Genomic DNA, 18,097 nt, shown 5'->3' on the forward strand with positions numbered 1-18,097 from the left:
CCCTCGCCGGCCCCAACATCTTGCGCAATGCTTGCGACTTCTTTATATGCCGTGAATAATTCCCTAATGGGCATAGCCCTCGACACATCGAAAAGAGGAACAGTTTGAATATAGATACGCGTGAAATTACCCTTGAGCCAGCGGACAACGCACGTCTGCTAAGTCTGTGCGGCCCGTTTGACGACAACATCAAACAACTGGAGCGGCGACTGGGCATCGAAATCAACCGCCGCGATAATCACTTCAAACTCACCGGACGCGAAATTTGCGTTAATGCCGCCGCCGATATTCTGCGCACCCTGTATGTCGATACCGCGCCGATGCGCGGCCAGATCCAGGATATCGAACCGGAACAGATCCATCTGGCTATCAAAGAAGCGCGCGTGCTGGAGCAGAGCGCCGAGAGCGTGCCGGAGTACGGCAAAGCGATTCATATCAAGACCAAGCGTGGTGTGATTAAACCGCGCACGCCGAACCAGGCGCAGTACGTCGCCAATATGCTCGATCACGACATCACCTTCGGCGTTGGCCCGGCGGGAACCGGTAAAACTTACCTCGCGGTCGCCGCAGCAGTGGATGCACTGGAACGTCAGGAAGTACGCCGCATTCTGCTGACGCGCCCGGCGGTAGAAGCAGGTGAAAAACTCGGCTTCCTGCCCGGCGATCTCAGCCAAAAAGTCGATCCTTATCTGCGCCCGCTGTATGACGCGCTGTTTGAAATGATTGGCTTTGAACGCGTCGAAAAGCTGATAGAGCGCAACGTCATTGAAGTCGCGCCGTTAGCCTATATGCGCGGCCGTACGCTAAACGACGCGTTTATCATTCTTGATGAGAGCCAGAACACCACCATCGAACAGATGAAGATGTTCCTGACGCGTATTGGCTTTAACTCCAAAGCGGTGATTACCGGCGATGTCACGCAGATTGACCTGCCGCGCAATACCAAGTCCGGTCTGCGTCACGCCATTGAAGTGCTGGCGAACGTCGACGAAATCAGCTTTAACTTCTTCCACAGCGAAGATGTGGTGCGCCATCCGGTGGTTGCCCGTATCGTTATCGCCTATGAAGCCTGGGAAGAGGCCGAACAGAAACGTAAAGCAGAACTGGCCGCCGAGCGCAAACGCGAAGCCCAGGAGCAGGAGCAAAAATGAGTCAGGTGATCCTTGATCTACAGCTGGCGTGTGAAGATAACAGCGGCCTGCCGGAAGAAGCGCAGTTCCAGAAGTGGCTTGACGCCGTTATCCCGCAGTTTCAGGAAGAAGCGGAAGTCACCATTCGCGTGGTCGACAATGCGGAAAGCCATGAACTGAACCTGACCTACCGCGGGAAAGATAAGCCGACTAACGTGCTCTCTTTCCCGTTTGAAGCGCCGCCGGGTATCGAAATGCCGCTGCTTGGCGATTTGATCATTTGCCGCCAGGTTGTGGAACAGGAAGCCCAGGAGCAAGGCAAACCACTGGACGCACACTGGGCGCACATGGTGGTGCACGGTAGTTTACACCTGCTCGGTTACGATCATATTGAGGATGATGAAGCCGAAGAGATGGAAGGGATCGAGACAGAGATAATGCTTGCTCTGGGCTATGAGGATCCGTACATTTCCGAGAAAGAGTAAGTTGGCGCGCAGATTGCTGCGCGCCACTCGCTAAAAATGCCGTCCGGCGCTGAGTTTACGCGCGACGAGCGACAGATTAACCAACACGAGAACCCACACGACGCCATGAGCGACGATAACTCACACAGTAGCGACAACACCACCAACAAAAAGGGATTCTTCTCCCTTTTACTCAGCCAGCTCTTTCACGGCGAACCGAAAAACCGTGATGAACTGCTGGAACTGATCCGAGACTCCGGGCAGAACGAGCTTATCGACAACGATACGCGCGACATGCTGGAAGGGGTAATGGATATTGCGGACCAGCGCGTTCGCGACATCATGATCCCCCGCTCCCAAATGATTACCCTGAAACGCAACCAGACGCTGGACGAATGTCTCGATGTCATTATCGAGTCTGCCCACTCGCGTTTCCCGGTGATTAGCGAAGATAAAGATCACATCGAAGGGATCCTGATGGCTAAGGATTTGCTGCCTTTTATGCGCAGCGACGCCGAAGCGTTCAGCATGGAAAAAGTGTTACGCCAGGCGGTAGTGGTGCCGGAAAGCAAGCGTGTTGATCGCATGCTGAAAGAGTTCCGTTCCCAGCGCTACCATATGGCTATCGTTATTGATGAGTTCGGCGGCGTTTCTGGCCTGGTAACGATTGAAGATATTCTCGAGCTTATTGTCGGCGAAATCGAAGACGAATATGACGAAGAAGAGGATATCGATTTCCGCCAGCTTAGCCGCCACACATGGACAGTACGCGCACTGGCGCCGATTGAAGATTTCAATGAAACCTTCGGCACCCACTTCAGTGATGATGAAGTAGACACTATTGGCGGTCTGGTGATGCAGGCGTTTGGTCACTTGCCTGCGCGCGGCGAATCGATTGACATTGATGGTTACCAATTCAAGGTCGCTATGGCTGATAGTCGACGTATTATTCAGGTCCATGTCAGAATGCCGGATGATTCTCCGCAACCGAAACTGGATGAGTAATGTAAATGGTATTTGCCGCATTGTTTGAGCGCCAGCGCATACGTCTGCTGCTGGCGTTGTTATTCGGAGCCAGCGGAACGCTGGCTTTTTCTCCTTATGACTTCTGGCCCGCCGCACTTATCTCTCTGATTGGTCTACAGGGTTTAACCCTGAATCGCCGCCCGTTGCAAGCTGCCTGGATTGGTTATTTCTGGGGGCTTGGCCTGTTTGGCAGCGGTGTGCACTGGGTATATGTCAGCATCGCCCAGTTTGGCGGCATGCCTGGCCCGGTTAATATATTCCTCGTGGTGCTGCTGGCGGCCTATCTGTCGCTCTACACCGGGCTGTTCGCCGGTATTTTGTCGCGTCTGTGGCCGCATACAACCTGGTTGCGCCTGGCCGTTGCCGCGCCGGTCGTCTGGCAAATTACCGAGTTCCTGCGCGGCTGGGTGCTGACCGGTTTCCCGTGGCTCCAGTTTGGTTACAGCCAGATAGATGGGCCGCTGAAAGGTCTTGCGCCGGTGCTTGGCGTTGAAGCAATCAATTTCTTACTGATGGTGGTGAGCGGTCTGGTGGTACTGGCGATAGCGCAGCGTCGCTTGCGCCCGCTGGTTGTCGCCGTCGTGCTGTTCGCTCTGCCCTTCCCGCTGCGTTATATCCAGTGGTATCAACTGCTGCCGGAGCGCACCACTCAGGTGTCGATGGTGCAGGGGAATATTCCACAATCAATGAAGTGGGACGAAAACCAGCTGCTCAATACGCTGAAAATCTACAGCGAAGCCAGTGAGCAGGTGATGGGTAAATCGCAGCTGATTATCTGGCCGGAGTCTGCCATTCCGGATCTGGAAATTAACCAGCAACGCTTTTTAAGCGCCATGGATAATCTGCTGCGGGCAAACAACAGTACGCTTATCACCGGGATTGTCGATTCACGTCTCAATAAGCAAAACCGTTACGATACCTACAACACCATCATTACACTGGGCAAAGACAACGCTTATAGCTACAGCTCAAGCGATCGCTACAACAAAAACCATCTGGTACCGTTTGGCGAGTTTGTACCTCTGGAGTCGATTCTGCGTCCGCTGGCACCCTTCTTCGATTTGCCGATGTCCTCATTCAGCCGTGGCGCTTATGTACAGCCTCCGCTGTCGGCGCATGGGCTAACGCTGACGGCGGCAATCTGCTACGAAATCATCCTTGGCGAGCAGGTACGTGATAATTTCCGTCCGGATACCGATTTCTTGCTGACCATCTCGAACGATGCCTGGTTCGGCAAATCCATCGGCCCGTGGCAGCACTTCCAGATGGCGCGGATGCGTGCGCTGGAACTGGCGCGCCCGCTGTTGCGGAGCACCAATAATGGCATCACGGCGGTCATTGGCCCGCAGGGTGAAATCCAGGCGATGATCCCGCAATTTACTCGTGAAGTATTAACCGCGAAGGTGACGCCAACCTCTGGTCTCACGCCGTATGCCCGCACGGGTAACTGGCCGCTGTGGATTATCACCGCCTTGCTGGGTTTTGGCGCCCTTGTGATGGGCTTACGTCAGCGCCGACGTTAATCCCTCTCCTCGTTGTTCTGCCCGGTGGCGATCTGCTTGCCGGGCATCCTCTCTTCGCTACACAAAATTTACGATTAGGCCGTTTTGGCATGCGGTTTGCTTATATCTATCAGGCAGCTATGTAATCCGCTTATGTGCAACTTATGTCGCACCAGCAGGAAACAGTAGCAGCACCATTCTGGTGCAATGGAAGATTTTTGCCTCTAAACGGTGCGGCGCGCCTCGCAAAAATAAACAATACCGCAGCAAAATCTTTACATTAAGCCAGACTGAATGTAACAAACACACACGACACTGCACGATATTGTCGCAGAACAACAAAAACACAATACACACAATGGGTATCAATACGCGTCTCTGGCGCTGACGATAAAGGAGTCTGGATATGCAATTACGTAAACTGGCCGCCGCGATGCTGGTGATGGGACTGTCCGCCGGTCTGGTGCATGCTGAAGATGCAAAACCTGCCGACGCAGCGCCGGCTGATCAACAAGCTACACTGGCTAAAATTGCTAAAAACGGCGTTATCGTCGTCGGTCACCGCGAATCTTCCGTACCGTTCTCCTACTACGACAATGAACAAAAAGTCGTGGGTTACTCCCAGGACTACTCCAACGCTATCGTTGAAGCGGTGAAGAAAAAACTGAATAAGCCGGATCTGGCGGTAAAACTGATTCCAATCACTTCACAAAACCGTATCCCGCTGCTGCAAAACGGCACCTTCGATTTTGAGTGTGGTTCCACCACCAATAACGTTGAACGTCAGAAACAAGCGGCGTTCTCTGACACCATTTTCGTGGTTGGCACACGTCTGCTGACCAAAAAAGGCGGCCCGATTAAAGACTTCGCCGACCTGAAAGGCAAAGCGGTTGTTGTGACTTCCGGCACTACCTCAGAAATCCTGCTGAACAAGCTGAACGATGAGAAGAAAATGGATATGCGCATTATTAGCGCGAAAGACCATGGCGACTCGTTCCGTACGCTGGAAAGCGGTCGTGCGGTAGCCTTTATGATGGATGACGCGCTGCTGGCGGGTGAACGTGCGAAAGCGAAAAAACCGGACAACTGGGACATCGTTGGCACGCCGCAATCAAAAGAAGCCTATGGCTGTATGCTGCGTAAAAACGATCCTGAGTTCAAAAAGCTGATGGATGACACCATCGCTCAGTTGCAGACATCCGGTGCGGCGGAAAAATCCTTCGATAAATGGTTTAAAAACCCAATTCCGCCAAAAAACATGAACCTCAATTTCGATCTCTCTGACGATATGAAAGCGCTGTTCAAAGAACCGAATGACAAAGCTCTGAACTAATTAAAACCATTAGGGGCGGGTTTACCTGCCCTCTCGATTGTCGAAGTAGCACGGACAGACTATATGCTGAGTGGTCGTTCCCCACTCAACACGAAAACTCGCTCTTCACACAATCTTCGAGGGTAGCGCTGCTACCCTTTTTTTTCCGGAGTAGATTTATGTCCATAGACTGGAACTGGGGGATCTTCCTGCAACAGGCCCCGTTCGGCAACACCACCTATCTTGGCTGGCTATGGAGTGGTTTTCAGGTCACTATCGCGCTTTCCGTGACGGCCTGGATTATCGCTTTTCTGGTCGGTTCCCTGTTTGGCATTCTGCGTACCGTCCCTAACCGTTTCTTGTCCGGCATTGGCACCCTTTATGTCGAACTGTTCCGCAACGTGCCGCTGATTGTGCAGTTTTTTACCTGGTACCTGGTGGTACCGGAACTACTGCCAGAAGATATCGGCATGTGGTTCAAATCAGAACTGGATCCGAATATCCAGTTCTTCCTCTCATCAATGATCTGCCTTGGGCTGTTTACCGCCGCTCGCGTTTGCGAGCAGGTACGCGCCGCGATTCAGTCGCTACCGCGCGGGCAAAAAAATGCCGGTCTGGCAATGGGGCTGACGCTGCCGCAAACCTACCGTTATGTATTGCTGCCAAATGCCTATCGCGTGATTGTGCCGCCGATGACCTCGGAAATGATGAACCTGGTGAAAAACTCGGCCATCGCCTCCACTATCGGCCTGGTCGATATGGCCGCGCAGGCGGGGAAACTGCTGGATTACTCGGCACATGCATGGGAATCCTTCACTGCCATCACCGTCGCGTATGTGGTGATTAACGCCATCATCATGCTGGCGATGAACCTGGTTGAACGCAAAATTCGCCTGCCGGGCAATATGGGGGGCAAATAATCATGTATGAGTTTGACTGGAGTTCTGTGATCCCTTCCCTGCCCTATCTGTGGGCCGGGCTGGTGGTGACGCTGAAAATCACCGCTATCGCTATTGTGGTCGGCATAATCTGGGGAACGCTGCTGGCGGTGATGCGCCTGTCGACTTTCGCCCCGCTGCGCTGGTTCGCCAAGAGCTACGTGAACGTGTTCCGCTCCATTCCCCTGGTCATGGTGCTGCTGTGGTTCTATCTGATTGTGCCGGGCTTTCTGCAAAACGTGCTTGGCCTGTCACCGAAAACCGATATCCGCCTGATTTCCGCGATGGTGGCCTTTTCAATGTTTGAAGCGGCCTACTATTCAGAAATCATTCGCGCCGGCATCCAGAGTATCTCCCGCGGGCAGTCCAGTGCCGCACTGGCGCTGGGGATGACGCACTGGCAGTCGATGAAGCTCATCATCCTGCCGCAGGCGTTTCGCGCCATGGTGCCGCTGCTGCTTACGCAGGGGATCGTCCTGTTCCAGGATACCTCGCTGGTGTATGTCCTGAGTCTGGCGGACTTCTTCCGCACGGCCTCAACAATTGGCGAGCGTGATGGAACGCAGGTCGAAATGATCCTGTTTGCCGGTGCAGTTTATTTTGTTATCAGTCTTAGTGCTTCGCTGTTGGTCAGCTGGCTGAAGAAAAGGACCGTCTAATGATTTCCCTGAAAAATGTTTCTAAATGGTATGGTCACTTTCAGGTGTTGACCGATTGCTCCACCGAAGTGAAAAAAGGCGAAGTGGTGGTGGTTTGTGGGCCGTCCGGCTCCGGTAAATCCACGCTGATTAAAACCGTCAATGGTCTGGAACCGGTGCAAAAAGGCGAGATTCTCGTCAACGGCACCAAAGTGAATGACAAGAAAACCGATCTGGCAAAGCTGCGTTCTCACGTCGGGATGGTGTTTCAGCACTTTGAACTGTTCCCGCACCTGTCGATTATCGAAAACCTGACGCTGGCGCAGGTAAAAGTGCTCAAACGTGATAAAGCCGCCGCACGGGAAAAAGGGCTCAAGCTGCTGGAGCGCGTTGGTTTGTCAGCGCATGCGAATAAGTTTCCGGCGCAGCTCTCCGGCGGCCAGCAGCAACGTGTGGCGATTGCCCGTGCGCTCTGTATGGATCCGGTGGCGATGCTGTTTGATGAGCCGACTTCCGCACTCGATCCAGAGATGATCAACGAAGTGCTGGATGTCATGGTTGAACTGGCAAACGAAGGCATGACGATGATGGTGGTGACCCACGAAATGGGCTTTGCCCGCAAAGTGGCGAACCGGGTAATCTTTATGGATGAAGGGAAAATTGTCGAGGATTCAGAGAAAGACGCCTTCTTCGATAATCCGAAATCCGAACGTGCAAAAGACTTCCTCGCAAAAATCCTGCATTAACAACCTGCGCCTGCCCGCTCCGGGCAGGCGCTTTCTGGATTATGGTTCGAACGGGCGGCGCTGGAATTGGTCATGTCCGCATTTCGGGCATAACGGCAACACATCCGGCGTATAGACCGCCAGATGAAAGTGGCACTTCTCGCAGACCAGATTCCCGAGTCCTACCACTTCGCCGCTGTGATACACACCGTGGTGATTGAGATCCTGGAACACTTCACGCCACTCAAGCTGCGTTTTATCGGTGATATCCGCCAGTTCCTGCCAGATACTCTCTTTAATCACCCGCATAAATACGCTGTCGGTGACTTCTTCCTGGCTTTCGCTGTAACTGAGGGCGAACTCCTCCAGATCGCGGCGAATGGCGCGCATCAGCTCGTCAACCTCGGTGCGCGTTAACTCACCGGTCTTCGCCACGCGCAGGCGCGCTTGTTCAACCAGGGCGTCAATATCACGCTCTCCATTGCGTAGACGCTCGGTCAACGCCGCCACCAGTTCACGGTAAAAATGAGCAACCTTGTTCATCGTTTCGCCTCCCGGTTCAGTAACTCTCTCTAATGGTAGACGTTATTTCTTACTCGCTGTGCCGACTCGCCCGCACTGTCGACAAAAAATTCGCCGCCAACGGCTGCGGCAATTTCATTCCCGCCTCGCGGAAAGGCTGTTTTGAGAGTGGCGTTTGGGCTATGCTATGCCTTTCGAAAAATCACGTAACAACGCTACATTTGTAGCTGTAGCAAAAACAGGACTACTGGCTGCCATGCAAGAGCAATACCGCCCGGAAGAGATAGAATCCAAAGTACAGCGCCACTGGGAAGAGAAGCGCACATTTGAAGTCACTGAAGACGAGAGCAAAGAGAAATACTATTGCTTGTCGATGCTCCCCTATCCTTCTGGCCGACTACACATGGGCCACGTCCGTAACTACACCATCGGCGATGTGATCTCCCGTTATCAGCGCATGCTGGGTAAAAACGTGCTGCAGCCGATTGGCTGGGATGCGTTTGGTCTGCCAGCTGAAGGCGCGGCGGTAAAAAATAACACCGCACCGGCACCATGGACTTACGACAACATCGCGTACATGAAAAACCAGCTCAAAATGCTGGGTTTCGGCTATGACTGGAGCCGCGAGCTGGCGACCTGCACCCCGGAATATTACCGTTGGGAACAGAAGTTCTTCACCGAGCTGTACAAAAAAGGTCTCGTCTATAAGAAAACCTCCGCGGTGAACTGGTGCCCGAACGATCAGACCGTGCTGGCGAACGAACAAGTTATCGACGGCTGCTGCTGGCGCTGCGATACCAAAGTTGAACGCAAAGAGATCCCGCAGTGGTTTATTAAAATCACCGCTTACGCTGACGAGCTGCTGAATGACCTGGATAATCTGGATCATTGGCCGGATACGGTGAAAACCATGCAGCGCAACTGGATTGGCCGTTCTGAAGGCGTGGAGATCACGTTCGACGTACAGAACAGCGACCAGAAACTGACGGTCTACACCACGCGCCCGGACACATTTATCGGCGCAACCTATCTGGCCGTTGCGGCAGGCCATCCGCTGGCGCAGCAAGCTGCCGCGAGCAAACCGGAGCTGGCGTCCTTTATCGACGAATGCCGTAACACCAAAGTTGCGGAAGCCGATATGGCGACGATGGAGAAAAAAGGCGTTGATACCGGCCTTAAAGCCATTCACCCGCTGACCGGGGAAGCGATTCCGGTATGGGCGGCAAACTTTGTGCTGATGGAATACGGCACCGGTGCGGTGATGGCCGTTCCGGGTCACGATCAGCGCGACTACGAATTTGCCACGAAATACAATCTGCCGATCAAGGCGGTCATCCTCAACGCTGACGGCAGCGCGCCGGATCTGAGCGAACAAGCGATGACCGAAAAAGGCGTGCTGTTTAACTCTGGCGAATTCGACGGTCTCGACTTTAACGCTGCTTTTAACGCCATTGCCGACAAACTGGCGGCCAAAGGCGTGGGCGAGCGCAAAGTGAATTTCCGTCTGCGCGACTGGGGCGTTTCCCGTCAGCGTTACTGGGGCGCGCCCATCCCGATGGTGACGCTGGAAGATGGCACCGTTATTCCAACGCCGGAAGATCAACTGCCGGTTATCCTGCCGGAAGATGTTGTCATGGACGGTATCACCAGCCCGATTAAAGCCGATCCTGAGTGGGCGAAAACCACCGTCAACGGCCAACCGGCGCTGCGCGAAACCGATACCTTCGACACCTTTATGGAGTCTTCCTGGTACTATGCGCGTTACACCTGCCCGCAGCACAACGAAGGCATGCTGGACCCGAAAGCGGCAAATTACTGGCTGCCGGTAGATATTTATATTGGCGGCATCGAACACGCCATCATGCACCTGCTCTACTTCCGCTTCTTCCACAAACTGATGCGCGACGCGGGCATGGTGAACTCCGATGAGCCGGCGAAACAGCTGCTGTGCCAGGGCATGGTACTGGCCGATGCGTTCTATTACGTGGGTGAAAACGGCGAGCGTAACTGGGTTTCGCCGAAAGATGCCATTGTTGAACGTGACGAGAAAGGGCGCATTGTCAAAGCGACCGATCCGGCGGGCCACGAGCTGGTTTATACCGGCATGAGCAAAATGTCCAAGTCGAAAAACAACGGTATCGACCCGCAGGAAATGGTTGAGCGTTACGGCGCGGACACCGTGCGTCTGTTCATGATGTTTGCATCGCCAGCCGATATGACACTGGAGTGGCAGGAATCCGGCGTAGAGGGCGCGAACCGCTTCCTGAAACGCGTCTGGAAACTGGTTTATGAACACACCGCTCGGGGTGCTGTTGCCGCACTGGATCTGGCTGCGCTGAGTGAAGATCAGCAAGCCCTGCGCCGCGACGTGCATAAAACCATCGCGAAAGTTTCCGATGATATTGGTCGTCGTCAGACTTTCAACACCGCTATCGCGGCGATTATGGAGCTGATGAACAAACTGGCGAAAGCGCCGCAGGAGAGCGAGCAGGATCGCGCCTTAATGCAGGAAGCCCTGCTGGCGGTGGTACGTATGCTTAACCCGTTCACCCCACACGCCAGCTTCACGCTGTGGCAGGAACTGGGCGGCGAAGGCGACATCGACAACGCACCGTGGCCGGTAGCTGATGAGAAAGCGATGGTTGAAAACACCACGCTGGTTGTCGTCCAGGTCAATGGTAAAGTGCGTGGTAAAATTACTGTTGCCGTTGACGCGACGGAAGAACAGGTGCGTGAACGCGCAGGCCAGGAACATCTGGTAGCAAAATATCTTGATGGCGTGACCGTGCGTAAAGTGATTTACGTACCGGGTAAACTGCTTAATCTGGTCGTTGGCTAAGCGCGGGAGGAAGCGTGCGATATCTGGCTACATTGTTCGTATCACTGGCGGTGCTTATCACCGCCGGATGTGGCTGGCATCTGCGTAATACCACGCAGGTGCCGAGCGAAATGAAAACGATGTTCTTTGATTCCGGGGATCCGAATGGCCCACTGAGCCGCGCGATCCGCAGCCAGTTGCGCCTGAATGGCGTCGAACTGTTGGAGAAAACGTCCACACGTCAGGATGTGCCTTCTTTGCGTCTTGGTGCCGTAACGTTCTCCCGTGACACGGCTTCTGTTTTCCAGGATGGCCGAACTGCGGAATATCAAATGGTGCTGACCGTAAACGCCAGCGTACTGATCCCGGGTCATGATATTTACCCGATCAATACCAAAGTTTATCGTTCCTTCTTTGATAACCCGCAAACGGCACTGGCGAAAGCCGCAGAGCAGGAGATGATCGTTCAGGAGATGTACGACAAAGCAGCCGAACAACTGATTCGTAAGCTGCCTAGCGTACATACGGCAGATGCGAAAAGCACGCAGGACGCCGCCACCTCGACGACTGGCTCCTCTTCCACGCAACCGGGTAGCTAATGCTCAGGTTGTATCCGGAACAACTCCGCGCGCAGCTTAATGAAGGGCTGCGCGCGGCGTATTTACTCCTCGGTAATGATCCGCTGCTGTTGCAAGAGAGCCAGGACGCCGTGCGTCAGGTCGCCGCTGAACAGGGTTTCATCGAACACCATACCTTTACACTGGATGCCAGCACGGATTGGGATGCGATTTTCTCCATCTGCCAGGCATTGAGTCTGTTCGCCAGCCGCCAGACGTTACTGTTACAGCTGCCCGAAAATGGCCCAAACGCGGCTATCAATGAACAGCTGGCAAAGCTGGTTAGCCTGCTGCATGACGACCTCATTTTGACGGTGCGCGGGAACAAGCTGACCAAAGCGCAGGAAAACGCGGCATGGATAACGCAGTTAAATAATCGTGCCGTGCAGGTAAGCTGCCAGACGCCGGAGCAGGCGAATCTGCCGCGCTGGGTTGCCGCCAGAGCAAAGCAAAACAAACTGGAACTGGACGACGCCGCCAATCAGTTACTTTGTTATTGCTACGAAGGAAACTTACTGGCACTGGCACAAGCGCTGGAACGCCTGGCGCTACTGTGGCCGGATGGCAAACTCACCCTGCCCCGTGTGGAACATGCGGTAAACGACGCGGCGCACTTCACACCCTTCCACTGGGTTGATGCGCTACTTGCCGGGAAAAGCAAACGCGCGTTGCACATTCTCACCCAGTTGCGACTGGAAGCGTGTGAGCCGGTGATCCTGCTGCGTACCGTGCAACGGGAATTGCTGTTGCTGGTGACATTGAAACGCCAGTCAGCACACACGCCATTGCGTGCGCTGTTTGACAAGCATCGGGTGTGGCAAAACCGCCGGGGTGTCACGGGCGATGCGCTTAATCGCCTGAGCCTCGATCAGTTACGCCAGGCAGTCCATTTGCTGAGCCGCATTGAGTTGATTGTGAAGCAGGATTTTGGGCAGTCGGTCTGGGCCGAGCTTGAAGGGCTTTCTCTGCTACTCTGTCATAAGGCACTGGCAGACGTTTTTATTGATGGTTGATATGAATCAGTTGCAGGCACTGTTTGGCGGTACATTCGATCCGGTCCATTATGGACACCTGAAACCTGTGGAAGCGCTGGCGAACCAGATTGGCCTTTCCAGGGTGATCATCATGCCCAATAACGTGCCGCCGCACCGTGCACAACCGGAGGCCAGCAGCCAGCAACGCAAAAAAATGGTCGAGCTGGCCATTGCCGACAAGCCCTTATTCACCCTTGATGAGCGCGAACTTCGCCGCGACACCCCATCATATACGGCGCAAACCTTACAGGAGTGGCGGGAAGAGCAAGGTACGCAACACCCACTGGCGTTTATCATTGGCCAGGATTCACTGCTCACCTTCCCCACCTGGCATCACTACGAGACCATTCTGGATAACTGCCATCTGATTGTCTGCCGCCGCCCGGGTTACCCGCTGACGATGGAGCAGGACGCGCACCAGCAATGGCTGGAAGCCCATCTCACCACCAATCCTGAAGAGCTGCATGTTTTACCCGCCGGACGGATTTACCTTGCCGAAACGCCGTGGTTCAACATTTCGGCAACGCTTATCCGTGAACGGCTGGAGCACGGTGAAAAGTGTGATGATCTGCTCCCTGAGTCCGTCCTGGCATATATCAACGAGCAGGGTTTGTACCGCTGATCACCGCCGTCATGGCAGCGATGAGCCGATCATTCTCCCTTTCGCTTCGCACCGCCACACGATAATAGCGCGCATCGAGCCCTGGATAATTGGCGCAGCTACGAATCAAAATGTGGCGGGAAAGCAAGGCCTGTTGTAACTCCAGACCCGGCACGTCACAGCGCAAAAAAAGATAGTTTGCACAGCCAGGCCAGACCGTTAACCCCGGCAGCACACCAAGCGCGGCGAACAGACGCGGACGTTCATTATTGAGCCAGTTCCAGCTTGCCTGCTGATAGTCACTGTCCTGCAAAATCACCTCACCGGCGAGCGCGGCAAAGGCATTGATGGACCATGGCATCTGCGCATCGCGCATAGACCGGACTTGCTGTTCGTTGCTGCCCAGCACATACCCCAGTCGCAGGCCAGGAATGGCGTAAAACTTGGTGAGTGAACGCAGCACCCAAACGTGCGGATTGTTTGCCAGATAAGGAATAAAACCTTCGCGTTCGGCAATAAAATCCATGAAGGCTTCGTCGAGGACAAGCGTAATTCCCAGCGATTTACAACGGGCGGCAATCGCGTGCAGCAGAGCCTCGTCCGGCAACAAACCGGTGGGGTTATTGGGTGTACAGAGAAATAAACAGTCGAGATCGGCGGTCAGCGCGCCCAGCAACGCATCAGTAAGCTGCCAGCCATCAGTCTCACGTAATTGATAGTCGCGAATCTCGCAGTCCACCAACGCCAGCGCCCGGCGATACTCGGCAAACCCAGGCGTTATCAGCATCGCTTGACGTGGCTTAAGCATGTTGACCAGCGCAAAGATCGCTTCCGTTTCACCATTTCCGGCAAGTATCCATGAAGCAGGCACCTGGTGATGAGCCGCCAGTACCTGATGCAGACGCTGATACTCAACATCCGGGTAGCGCTCGGCGAGCGACAGATTATTTTGCAACGCGTGTTTAAGCGATGCTGGCATGCCAGCCGGATTAATGTTGGCACTGAAATCAAGCAACTGCTCCGCTGATATCCCCAACAGCTCTGCCGCCTCACGCGTGTTGCCACCATGCGCACTGTGAAACAAAGCCATCTTCCGCTCCGGTTAAAAGCCGTTATCTTAAACGAAAAAGAGGCCGTGATTGAGGGCGCGATGGTAAACTTTGCGCACAAATCCAGACGGGAGACCATCATGCGACTCTGGCTGATACGCCATGGAGAAACCGAAGCGAATGTCGCCGGGCTTTATAGCGGTCATTCACCGACTCCGCTGACGCCCAAGGGGCTGGCGCAGGCGAAAACTCTGCGCGATTTACTCGCTCATGTACCCTTCGATTATGTGCTGTGTAGCGAACTGGAGCGCGCGCAGCAGACGGCCGCACGCGTGCTGGAATCGCGCACGCTGACCGTTCATACCACACCATTACTTAATGAGATGTTTTTTGGCGACTGGGAAATGCGCCATCATCGCGATTTAACGCGAGAAGATCCGCAAAGCTATGCCGCCTGGTGTACCGACTGGCAGCACGCCGTTCCAACCAATGGTGAAGGATTTCAGGCATTTTCTGCACGAATTGAGCAAGTTATTGCGCTCGTTGCCGATATAAAAAGTCAGCACAAGAATGTGTTGATCGCCAGCCATCAGGGAGTGTTGAGTTTGTTGATCGCCCGTTTGCTTAACATGCCTGCTGCATCACTGTGGCATTTTCGTGTTGATCAAGGGTGCTGGAGCGCTATTGATATCCATGATGATTTCGCCACGCTGCGGGTATTAAATAGCCGGGCAGCATGGCACGCGGACGATGCATAGTCTGTTTTTCATGCATCCTATTCACACCGCTGATTCGGTCATTGACACGCCCTCACAGGCTGTTATCCTCCGCGCGCAGAAATTGTTTTACAAAAATGGCAATGCATTCACGCGCCCGTGATGGGATGATAGCCAACTTTTAAACTTGCCGGGTCTCTCATACCCCGACAATCGATGCAGTTCAGGTATAATGTCAGGCCGTTCATTAACAGTACATTTTTCATTCACCCCAGGGGGAACACTTGCAGGGTAAAGCACTCCAGGATTTTGTTATCGACAAAATTGATGACCTGAAAGGTCAGGATATCGTCGCCATTGACGTTCAGGGTAAATCCAGTATCACCGACTGCATGATTATCTGCACCGGTACATCTACGCGTCACGTTATCTCTATTGCGGATCATGTGGTGCAGGAATCGCGCGCCGCCGGCATGATGCCGTTGGGTGTCGAAGGTGAAAGCGCCGCGGACTGGGTCGTTGTCGATTTAGGCGATGTAATTGTCCACGTCATGCAGGAAGAGAGCCGTCGCCTGTATGAACTGGAAAAACTCTGGGGTTAATGCGTGAAACTGCAACTGGTCGCCGTCGGCACGAAAATGCCGGACTGGGTACAGACAGGTTTTAGTGAATACCTGCGCCGCTTTCCAAAAGATATGCCGTTCGAGTTAATCGAGATTCCGGCGGGAAAGCGCGGCAAGAACGCAGATATCAAACGCATTCTCGATAAAGAGGGTGAACTGATGCTGGCCGCGGCTGGCAAAAATCGTATCGTTACCCTCGATATTCCGGGCAAACCCTGGGATACGCCGCAGCTGGCAAACGAACTGGAACGCTGGAAGCAAGACGGGCGCGATGTCAGCTTGCTTATTGGCGGGCCGGAAGGGTTATCCCCGGCCTGCAAAGCGGCGGCAGAACAAAGTTGGTCACTCTCTGCGCTAACGTTACCTCACCCGCTGGTGCGCGTGCTGGTTGCCGAAAGCCTGTATCGCGCATGGAGTATTACCACCAACCATCCTTATCACCGTGAGTAACGACGAGTCTTGGGTAGATTAAGCAGCGGATGAAATTACAGAATTCTTTTCGCGACTATACGGCTGAGTCCGCGCTGTTTGTGCGCCGGGCGCTGGTCGCTTTTACGGGGATTTTGCTGCTTACCGGCGTGCTGGTAGCCAACCTTTATAACCTGCAAATCGTCCGTTTTGCGGACTACCAGACCCGCTCCAACGAAAACCGCATCAAGCTGGTGCCTATCGCGCCAAGCCGCGGCATTATCTACGATCGCAACGGTACGCCGCTGGCGCTGAACCGCACCATCTATCAGGTCGAGATGATGCCGGAGAAAGTTGATGATGTGCAGCAAACGCTGGATGCTCTGCGCGATGTGGTGGATCTGAATGACGACGATATTGCCAACTTCAAAAAAGAGCGCTCACGCTCGCACCGCTTCACCTCAATCCCGGTAAAAACTAACCTGACGGAAGTTCAGGTGGCGCGCTTTGCGGTGAACCAGTACCGTTTTCCCGGCGTTGAGGTCAAGGGCTATAAGCGCCGCTTTTATCCGTATGGTTCTGCGCTGACGCACGTTATTGGCTACGTGTCGAAAATTAACGATAAAGATGTCGAACGGCTGGATAAAGAGGGCAAGCTGGCAAACTACGCTGCCACCCACGATATCGGTAAACTGGGTATTGAGCGTTATTACGAAGATGTGCTGCACGGTCAGACCGGTTATGAAGAGGTGGAAGTCAACAACCGCGGCCGCGTGATCCGTCAGCTCAAAGAGGTGCCGCCGCAGGCCGGTCACGATATCTACCTGACGCTGGATTTAAAACTCCAGCAATATATTGAAACGCTGCTCGCCGGTAGCCGTGCCGCCGTGGTCGTGACCGATCCACGCAATGGCAGCATTCTCGCGCTGGTGTCGATGCCAAGCTACGACCCGAACCTGTTTGTCGATGGCATTTCCAGCAAAGATTACTCTTCACTGTTAAACGACCCAAATACGCCGCTGATCAACCGCGCCACACAAGGGGTTTACCCGCCTGCGTCGACGGTAAAACCGTATGTGGCCGTTTCCGCACTCAGCGCCGGGGTGATCACGCGCAATACCAGCTTGTTCGATCCCGGCTGGTGGCAATTACCCGGCTCGGAAAAACGTTACCGCGACTGGAAAAAATGGGGTCACGGCCACCTGAATGTTACCAAGTCGCTGGAAGAGTCCGCCGATACCTTCTTCTATCAGGTCGCCTATGATATGGGCATTGACCGCCTGGCAGAATGGATGGGCAAATTTGGCTACGGTCACTATACCGGCGTTGACCTCTCGGAAGAGCGCGCCGGGAACATGCCAACCCGCGAATGGAAACTGAAGCGCTTTAAAAAGCCGTGGTATCAGGGCGATACCATTCCAGTAGGGATCGGCCAGGGTTACTGGACAGCAACGCCATTGCAGATGAACAAAGCGATGATGACACTGATCAATGATGGCGTTGTTAAAGTGCCGCACCTGCTGATGAGCACGGTAGAAGATGGCAAACAAGTGCCGTGGCAACAGCCTGCCCAGCCGCCGGTGGGTGATATTCACTCTGGCTACTGGGAGATTGCCAAAGACGGGATGTATGGAGTAGCCAACCGTCCGAACGGTACGGGTCATAAGTATTTCGCCAACGCGCCGTACAAAGTTGCGGCGAAATCCGGTACCGCCCAGGTCTTTGGCTTGAAAGCCAACGAAACCTATAACGCCCACCGTATTGCCGAACGTCTGCGCGACCATAAACTGATGACGGCATTCGCCCCTTACGACAACCCGCAGGTCGCCGTCGCCGTCATTCTGGAAAACGGTGGCGCTGGTCCGGCGGTGGGTACGATTATGCGCCAGATCCTCGATCACATTATGCTTGGCGATAACAACACCGAGCTGCCAACGGAAAACCCGTCCACGGCAGCAGTGGAGGACCAATAAC

Annotated in this window: 18 protein-coding genes; 16 read left to right on the forward strand and 2 right to left on the reverse strand. The window is 54.2% G+C overall.

The features are described 5' to 3' along the window. The first annotated feature begins 104 nt into the window (after positions 1–104). The 8 genes from DFO56_RS02980 to gltL all read left to right on the forward strand — a co-directional run bounded on the left by DFO56_RS02980 (position 105) and on the right by gltL (position 7,756). Positions 105–1,151 carry a PhoH family protein gene (locus tag DFO56_RS02980; protein ID WP_045508990.1) on the forward strand — a complete coding sequence of 349 codons (1,047 nt, stop codon included), beginning with the start codon at positions 105–107 and terminating at the stop codon, positions 1,149–1,151. Continuing rightward, the gene (gene ybeY, locus DFO56_RS02985) at positions 1,148–1,615 is read left to right on the forward strand and encodes an rRNA maturation RNase YbeY (RefSeq protein ID WP_045508988.1); all 468 of its coding nucleotides are present in this window, start codon (positions 1,148–1,150) and stop codon (positions 1,613–1,615) included. Before DFO56_RS02980 ends, ybeY begins: the two co-directional genes overlap by 4 nt. 105 nt (positions 1,616–1,720) lie before the next feature. Beyond that, the gene (gene corC / locus DFO56_RS02990; protein WP_044489811.1) at positions 1,721–2,599 is read left to right on the forward strand and encodes a CNNM family magnesium/cobalt transport protein CorC; all 879 of its coding nucleotides are present in this window, start codon (positions 1,721–1,723) and stop codon (positions 2,597–2,599) included. Between the two features lie 5 nt (positions 2,600–2,604). Beyond that, the gene (lnt, locus tag DFO56_RS02995) at positions 2,605–4,143 is read left to right on the forward strand and encodes an apolipoprotein N-acyltransferase (RefSeq protein WP_045508983.1); all 1,539 of its coding nucleotides are present in this window, start codon (positions 2,605–2,607) and stop codon (positions 4,141–4,143) included. Between the two features lie 385 nt (positions 4,144–4,528). Continuing rightward, entirely contained in the window at positions 4,529–5,455 is a 927-nt protein-coding gene (locus DFO56_RS03005) for an amino acid ABC transporter substrate-binding protein (RefSeq protein WP_017455899.1), read from the forward strand. A gap of 158 nt (positions 5,456–5,613) precedes the next feature. Next, positions 5,614–6,354, forward strand: a complete 741-nt coding sequence (locus DFO56_RS03010; RefSeq protein ID WP_020457017.1) for an amino acid ABC transporter permease — start codon at positions 5,614–5,616, stop codon at positions 6,352–6,354. A gap of 2 nt (positions 6,355–6,356) precedes the next feature. Next, entirely contained in the window at positions 6,357–7,031 is a 675-nt protein-coding gene (gene gltK, locus DFO56_RS03015) for a glutamate/aspartate ABC transporter permease GltK (RefSeq protein WP_020457016.1), read from the forward strand. Continuing rightward, a complete protein-coding gene (gene gltL / locus DFO56_RS03020) occupies positions 7,031–7,756 on the forward strand; it encodes a glutamate/aspartate ABC transporter ATP-binding protein GltL (RefSeq protein WP_020457015.1) in 726 nt (241 codons plus the stop codon). The genes gltK and gltL overlap by 1 nt, the downstream gene beginning before the upstream one ends. A gap of 39 nt (positions 7,757–7,795) precedes the next feature. Here the strand turns inward: gltL and DFO56_RS03025 are convergent, their stop codons facing one another. Next, the gene (locus tag DFO56_RS03025) at positions 7,796–8,278 is read right to left on the reverse strand and encodes a zinc ribbon-containing protein (protein WP_020457014.1); all 483 of its coding nucleotides are present in this window, start codon (positions 8,276–8,278) and stop codon (positions 7,796–7,798) included. 235 nt (positions 8,279–8,513) lie between these two features. Here DFO56_RS03025 and leuS point away from each other — a divergent pair, with 235 nt between their 5' ends. Genes leuS through nadD form a run of 4 tightly spaced genes read left to right on the forward strand, consistent with a single transcriptional unit; the run spans position 8,514 to position 13,348 of the window. Further along, the gene (gene leuS, locus DFO56_RS03030; protein ID WP_114413825.1) at positions 8,514–11,096 is read left to right on the forward strand and encodes a leucine--tRNA ligase; all 2,583 of its coding nucleotides are present in this window, start codon (positions 8,514–8,516) and stop codon (positions 11,094–11,096) included. A 14-nt stretch (positions 11,097–11,110) separates the two neighbouring features. Then, a complete protein-coding gene (lptE, locus tag DFO56_RS03035) occupies positions 11,111–11,674 on the forward strand; it encodes an LPS assembly lipoprotein LptE (protein WP_045508977.1) in 564 nt (187 codons plus the stop codon). Next, positions 11,674–12,705, forward strand: coding sequence for a DNA polymerase III subunit delta (gene holA, locus DFO56_RS03040; protein WP_020457011.1), 1,032 nt, complete (start codon positions 11,674–11,676; stop codon positions 12,703–12,705). The genes lptE and holA overlap by 1 nt, the downstream gene beginning before the upstream one ends. Before the next feature lies 1 nt (position 12,706). After that, complete coding sequence (gene nadD / locus DFO56_RS03045) at positions 12,707–13,348, forward strand: nicotinate-nucleotide adenylyltransferase (protein WP_114413831.1); 642 nt, start codon at positions 12,707–12,709, stop codon at positions 13,346–13,348. On the opposite strand, the gene cobD is transcribed toward nadD, so the two are convergent. Next, a complete protein-coding gene (cobD, locus tag DFO56_RS03050; protein WP_045508971.1) occupies positions 13,323–14,417 on the reverse strand; it encodes a threonine-phosphate decarboxylase CobD in 1,095 nt (364 codons plus the stop codon). The genes nadD and cobD overlap by 26 nt on opposite strands. Before the next feature lie 99 nt (positions 14,418–14,516). Between cobD and DFO56_RS03055 the strand changes: the two genes are divergently transcribed. The 4 genes from DFO56_RS03055 to mrdA all read left to right on the forward strand — a co-directional run bounded on the left by DFO56_RS03055 (position 14,517) and on the right by mrdA (position 18,096). Beyond that, positions 14,517–15,134: an adenosylcobalamin/alpha-ribazole phosphatase gene (locus tag DFO56_RS03055; protein ID WP_045509062.1), complete on the forward strand. Its 618-nt coding sequence runs from the start codon at positions 14,517–14,519 to the stop codon at positions 15,132–15,134. Positions 15,135–15,376: 242 nt separating this feature from the next. After that, complete coding sequence (gene rsfS, locus DFO56_RS03060) at positions 15,377–15,694, forward strand: ribosome silencing factor (protein WP_017455887.1); 318 nt, start codon at positions 15,377–15,379, stop codon at positions 15,692–15,694. A gap of 3 nt (positions 15,695–15,697) precedes the next feature. After that, positions 15,698–16,165, forward strand: coding sequence for a 23S rRNA (pseudouridine(1915)-N(3))-methyltransferase RlmH (gene rlmH / locus DFO56_RS03065; protein ID WP_017455886.1), 468 nt, complete (start codon positions 15,698–15,700; stop codon positions 16,163–16,165). A gap of 29 nt (positions 16,166–16,194) precedes the next feature. Continuing rightward, complete coding sequence (gene mrdA / locus DFO56_RS03070) at positions 16,195–18,096, forward strand: peptidoglycan DD-transpeptidase MrdA (RefSeq protein ID WP_020457006.1); 1,902 nt, start codon at positions 16,195–16,197, stop codon at positions 18,094–18,096. Position 18,097 lies beyond the last annotated feature (1 nt).

The organism is Kosakonia sp. AG348 (assembly GCF_003337365.1).
In the GTDB taxonomy this organism is placed as follows: Bacteria; Pseudomonadota; Gammaproteobacteria; order Enterobacterales; family Enterobacteriaceae; genus Kosakonia.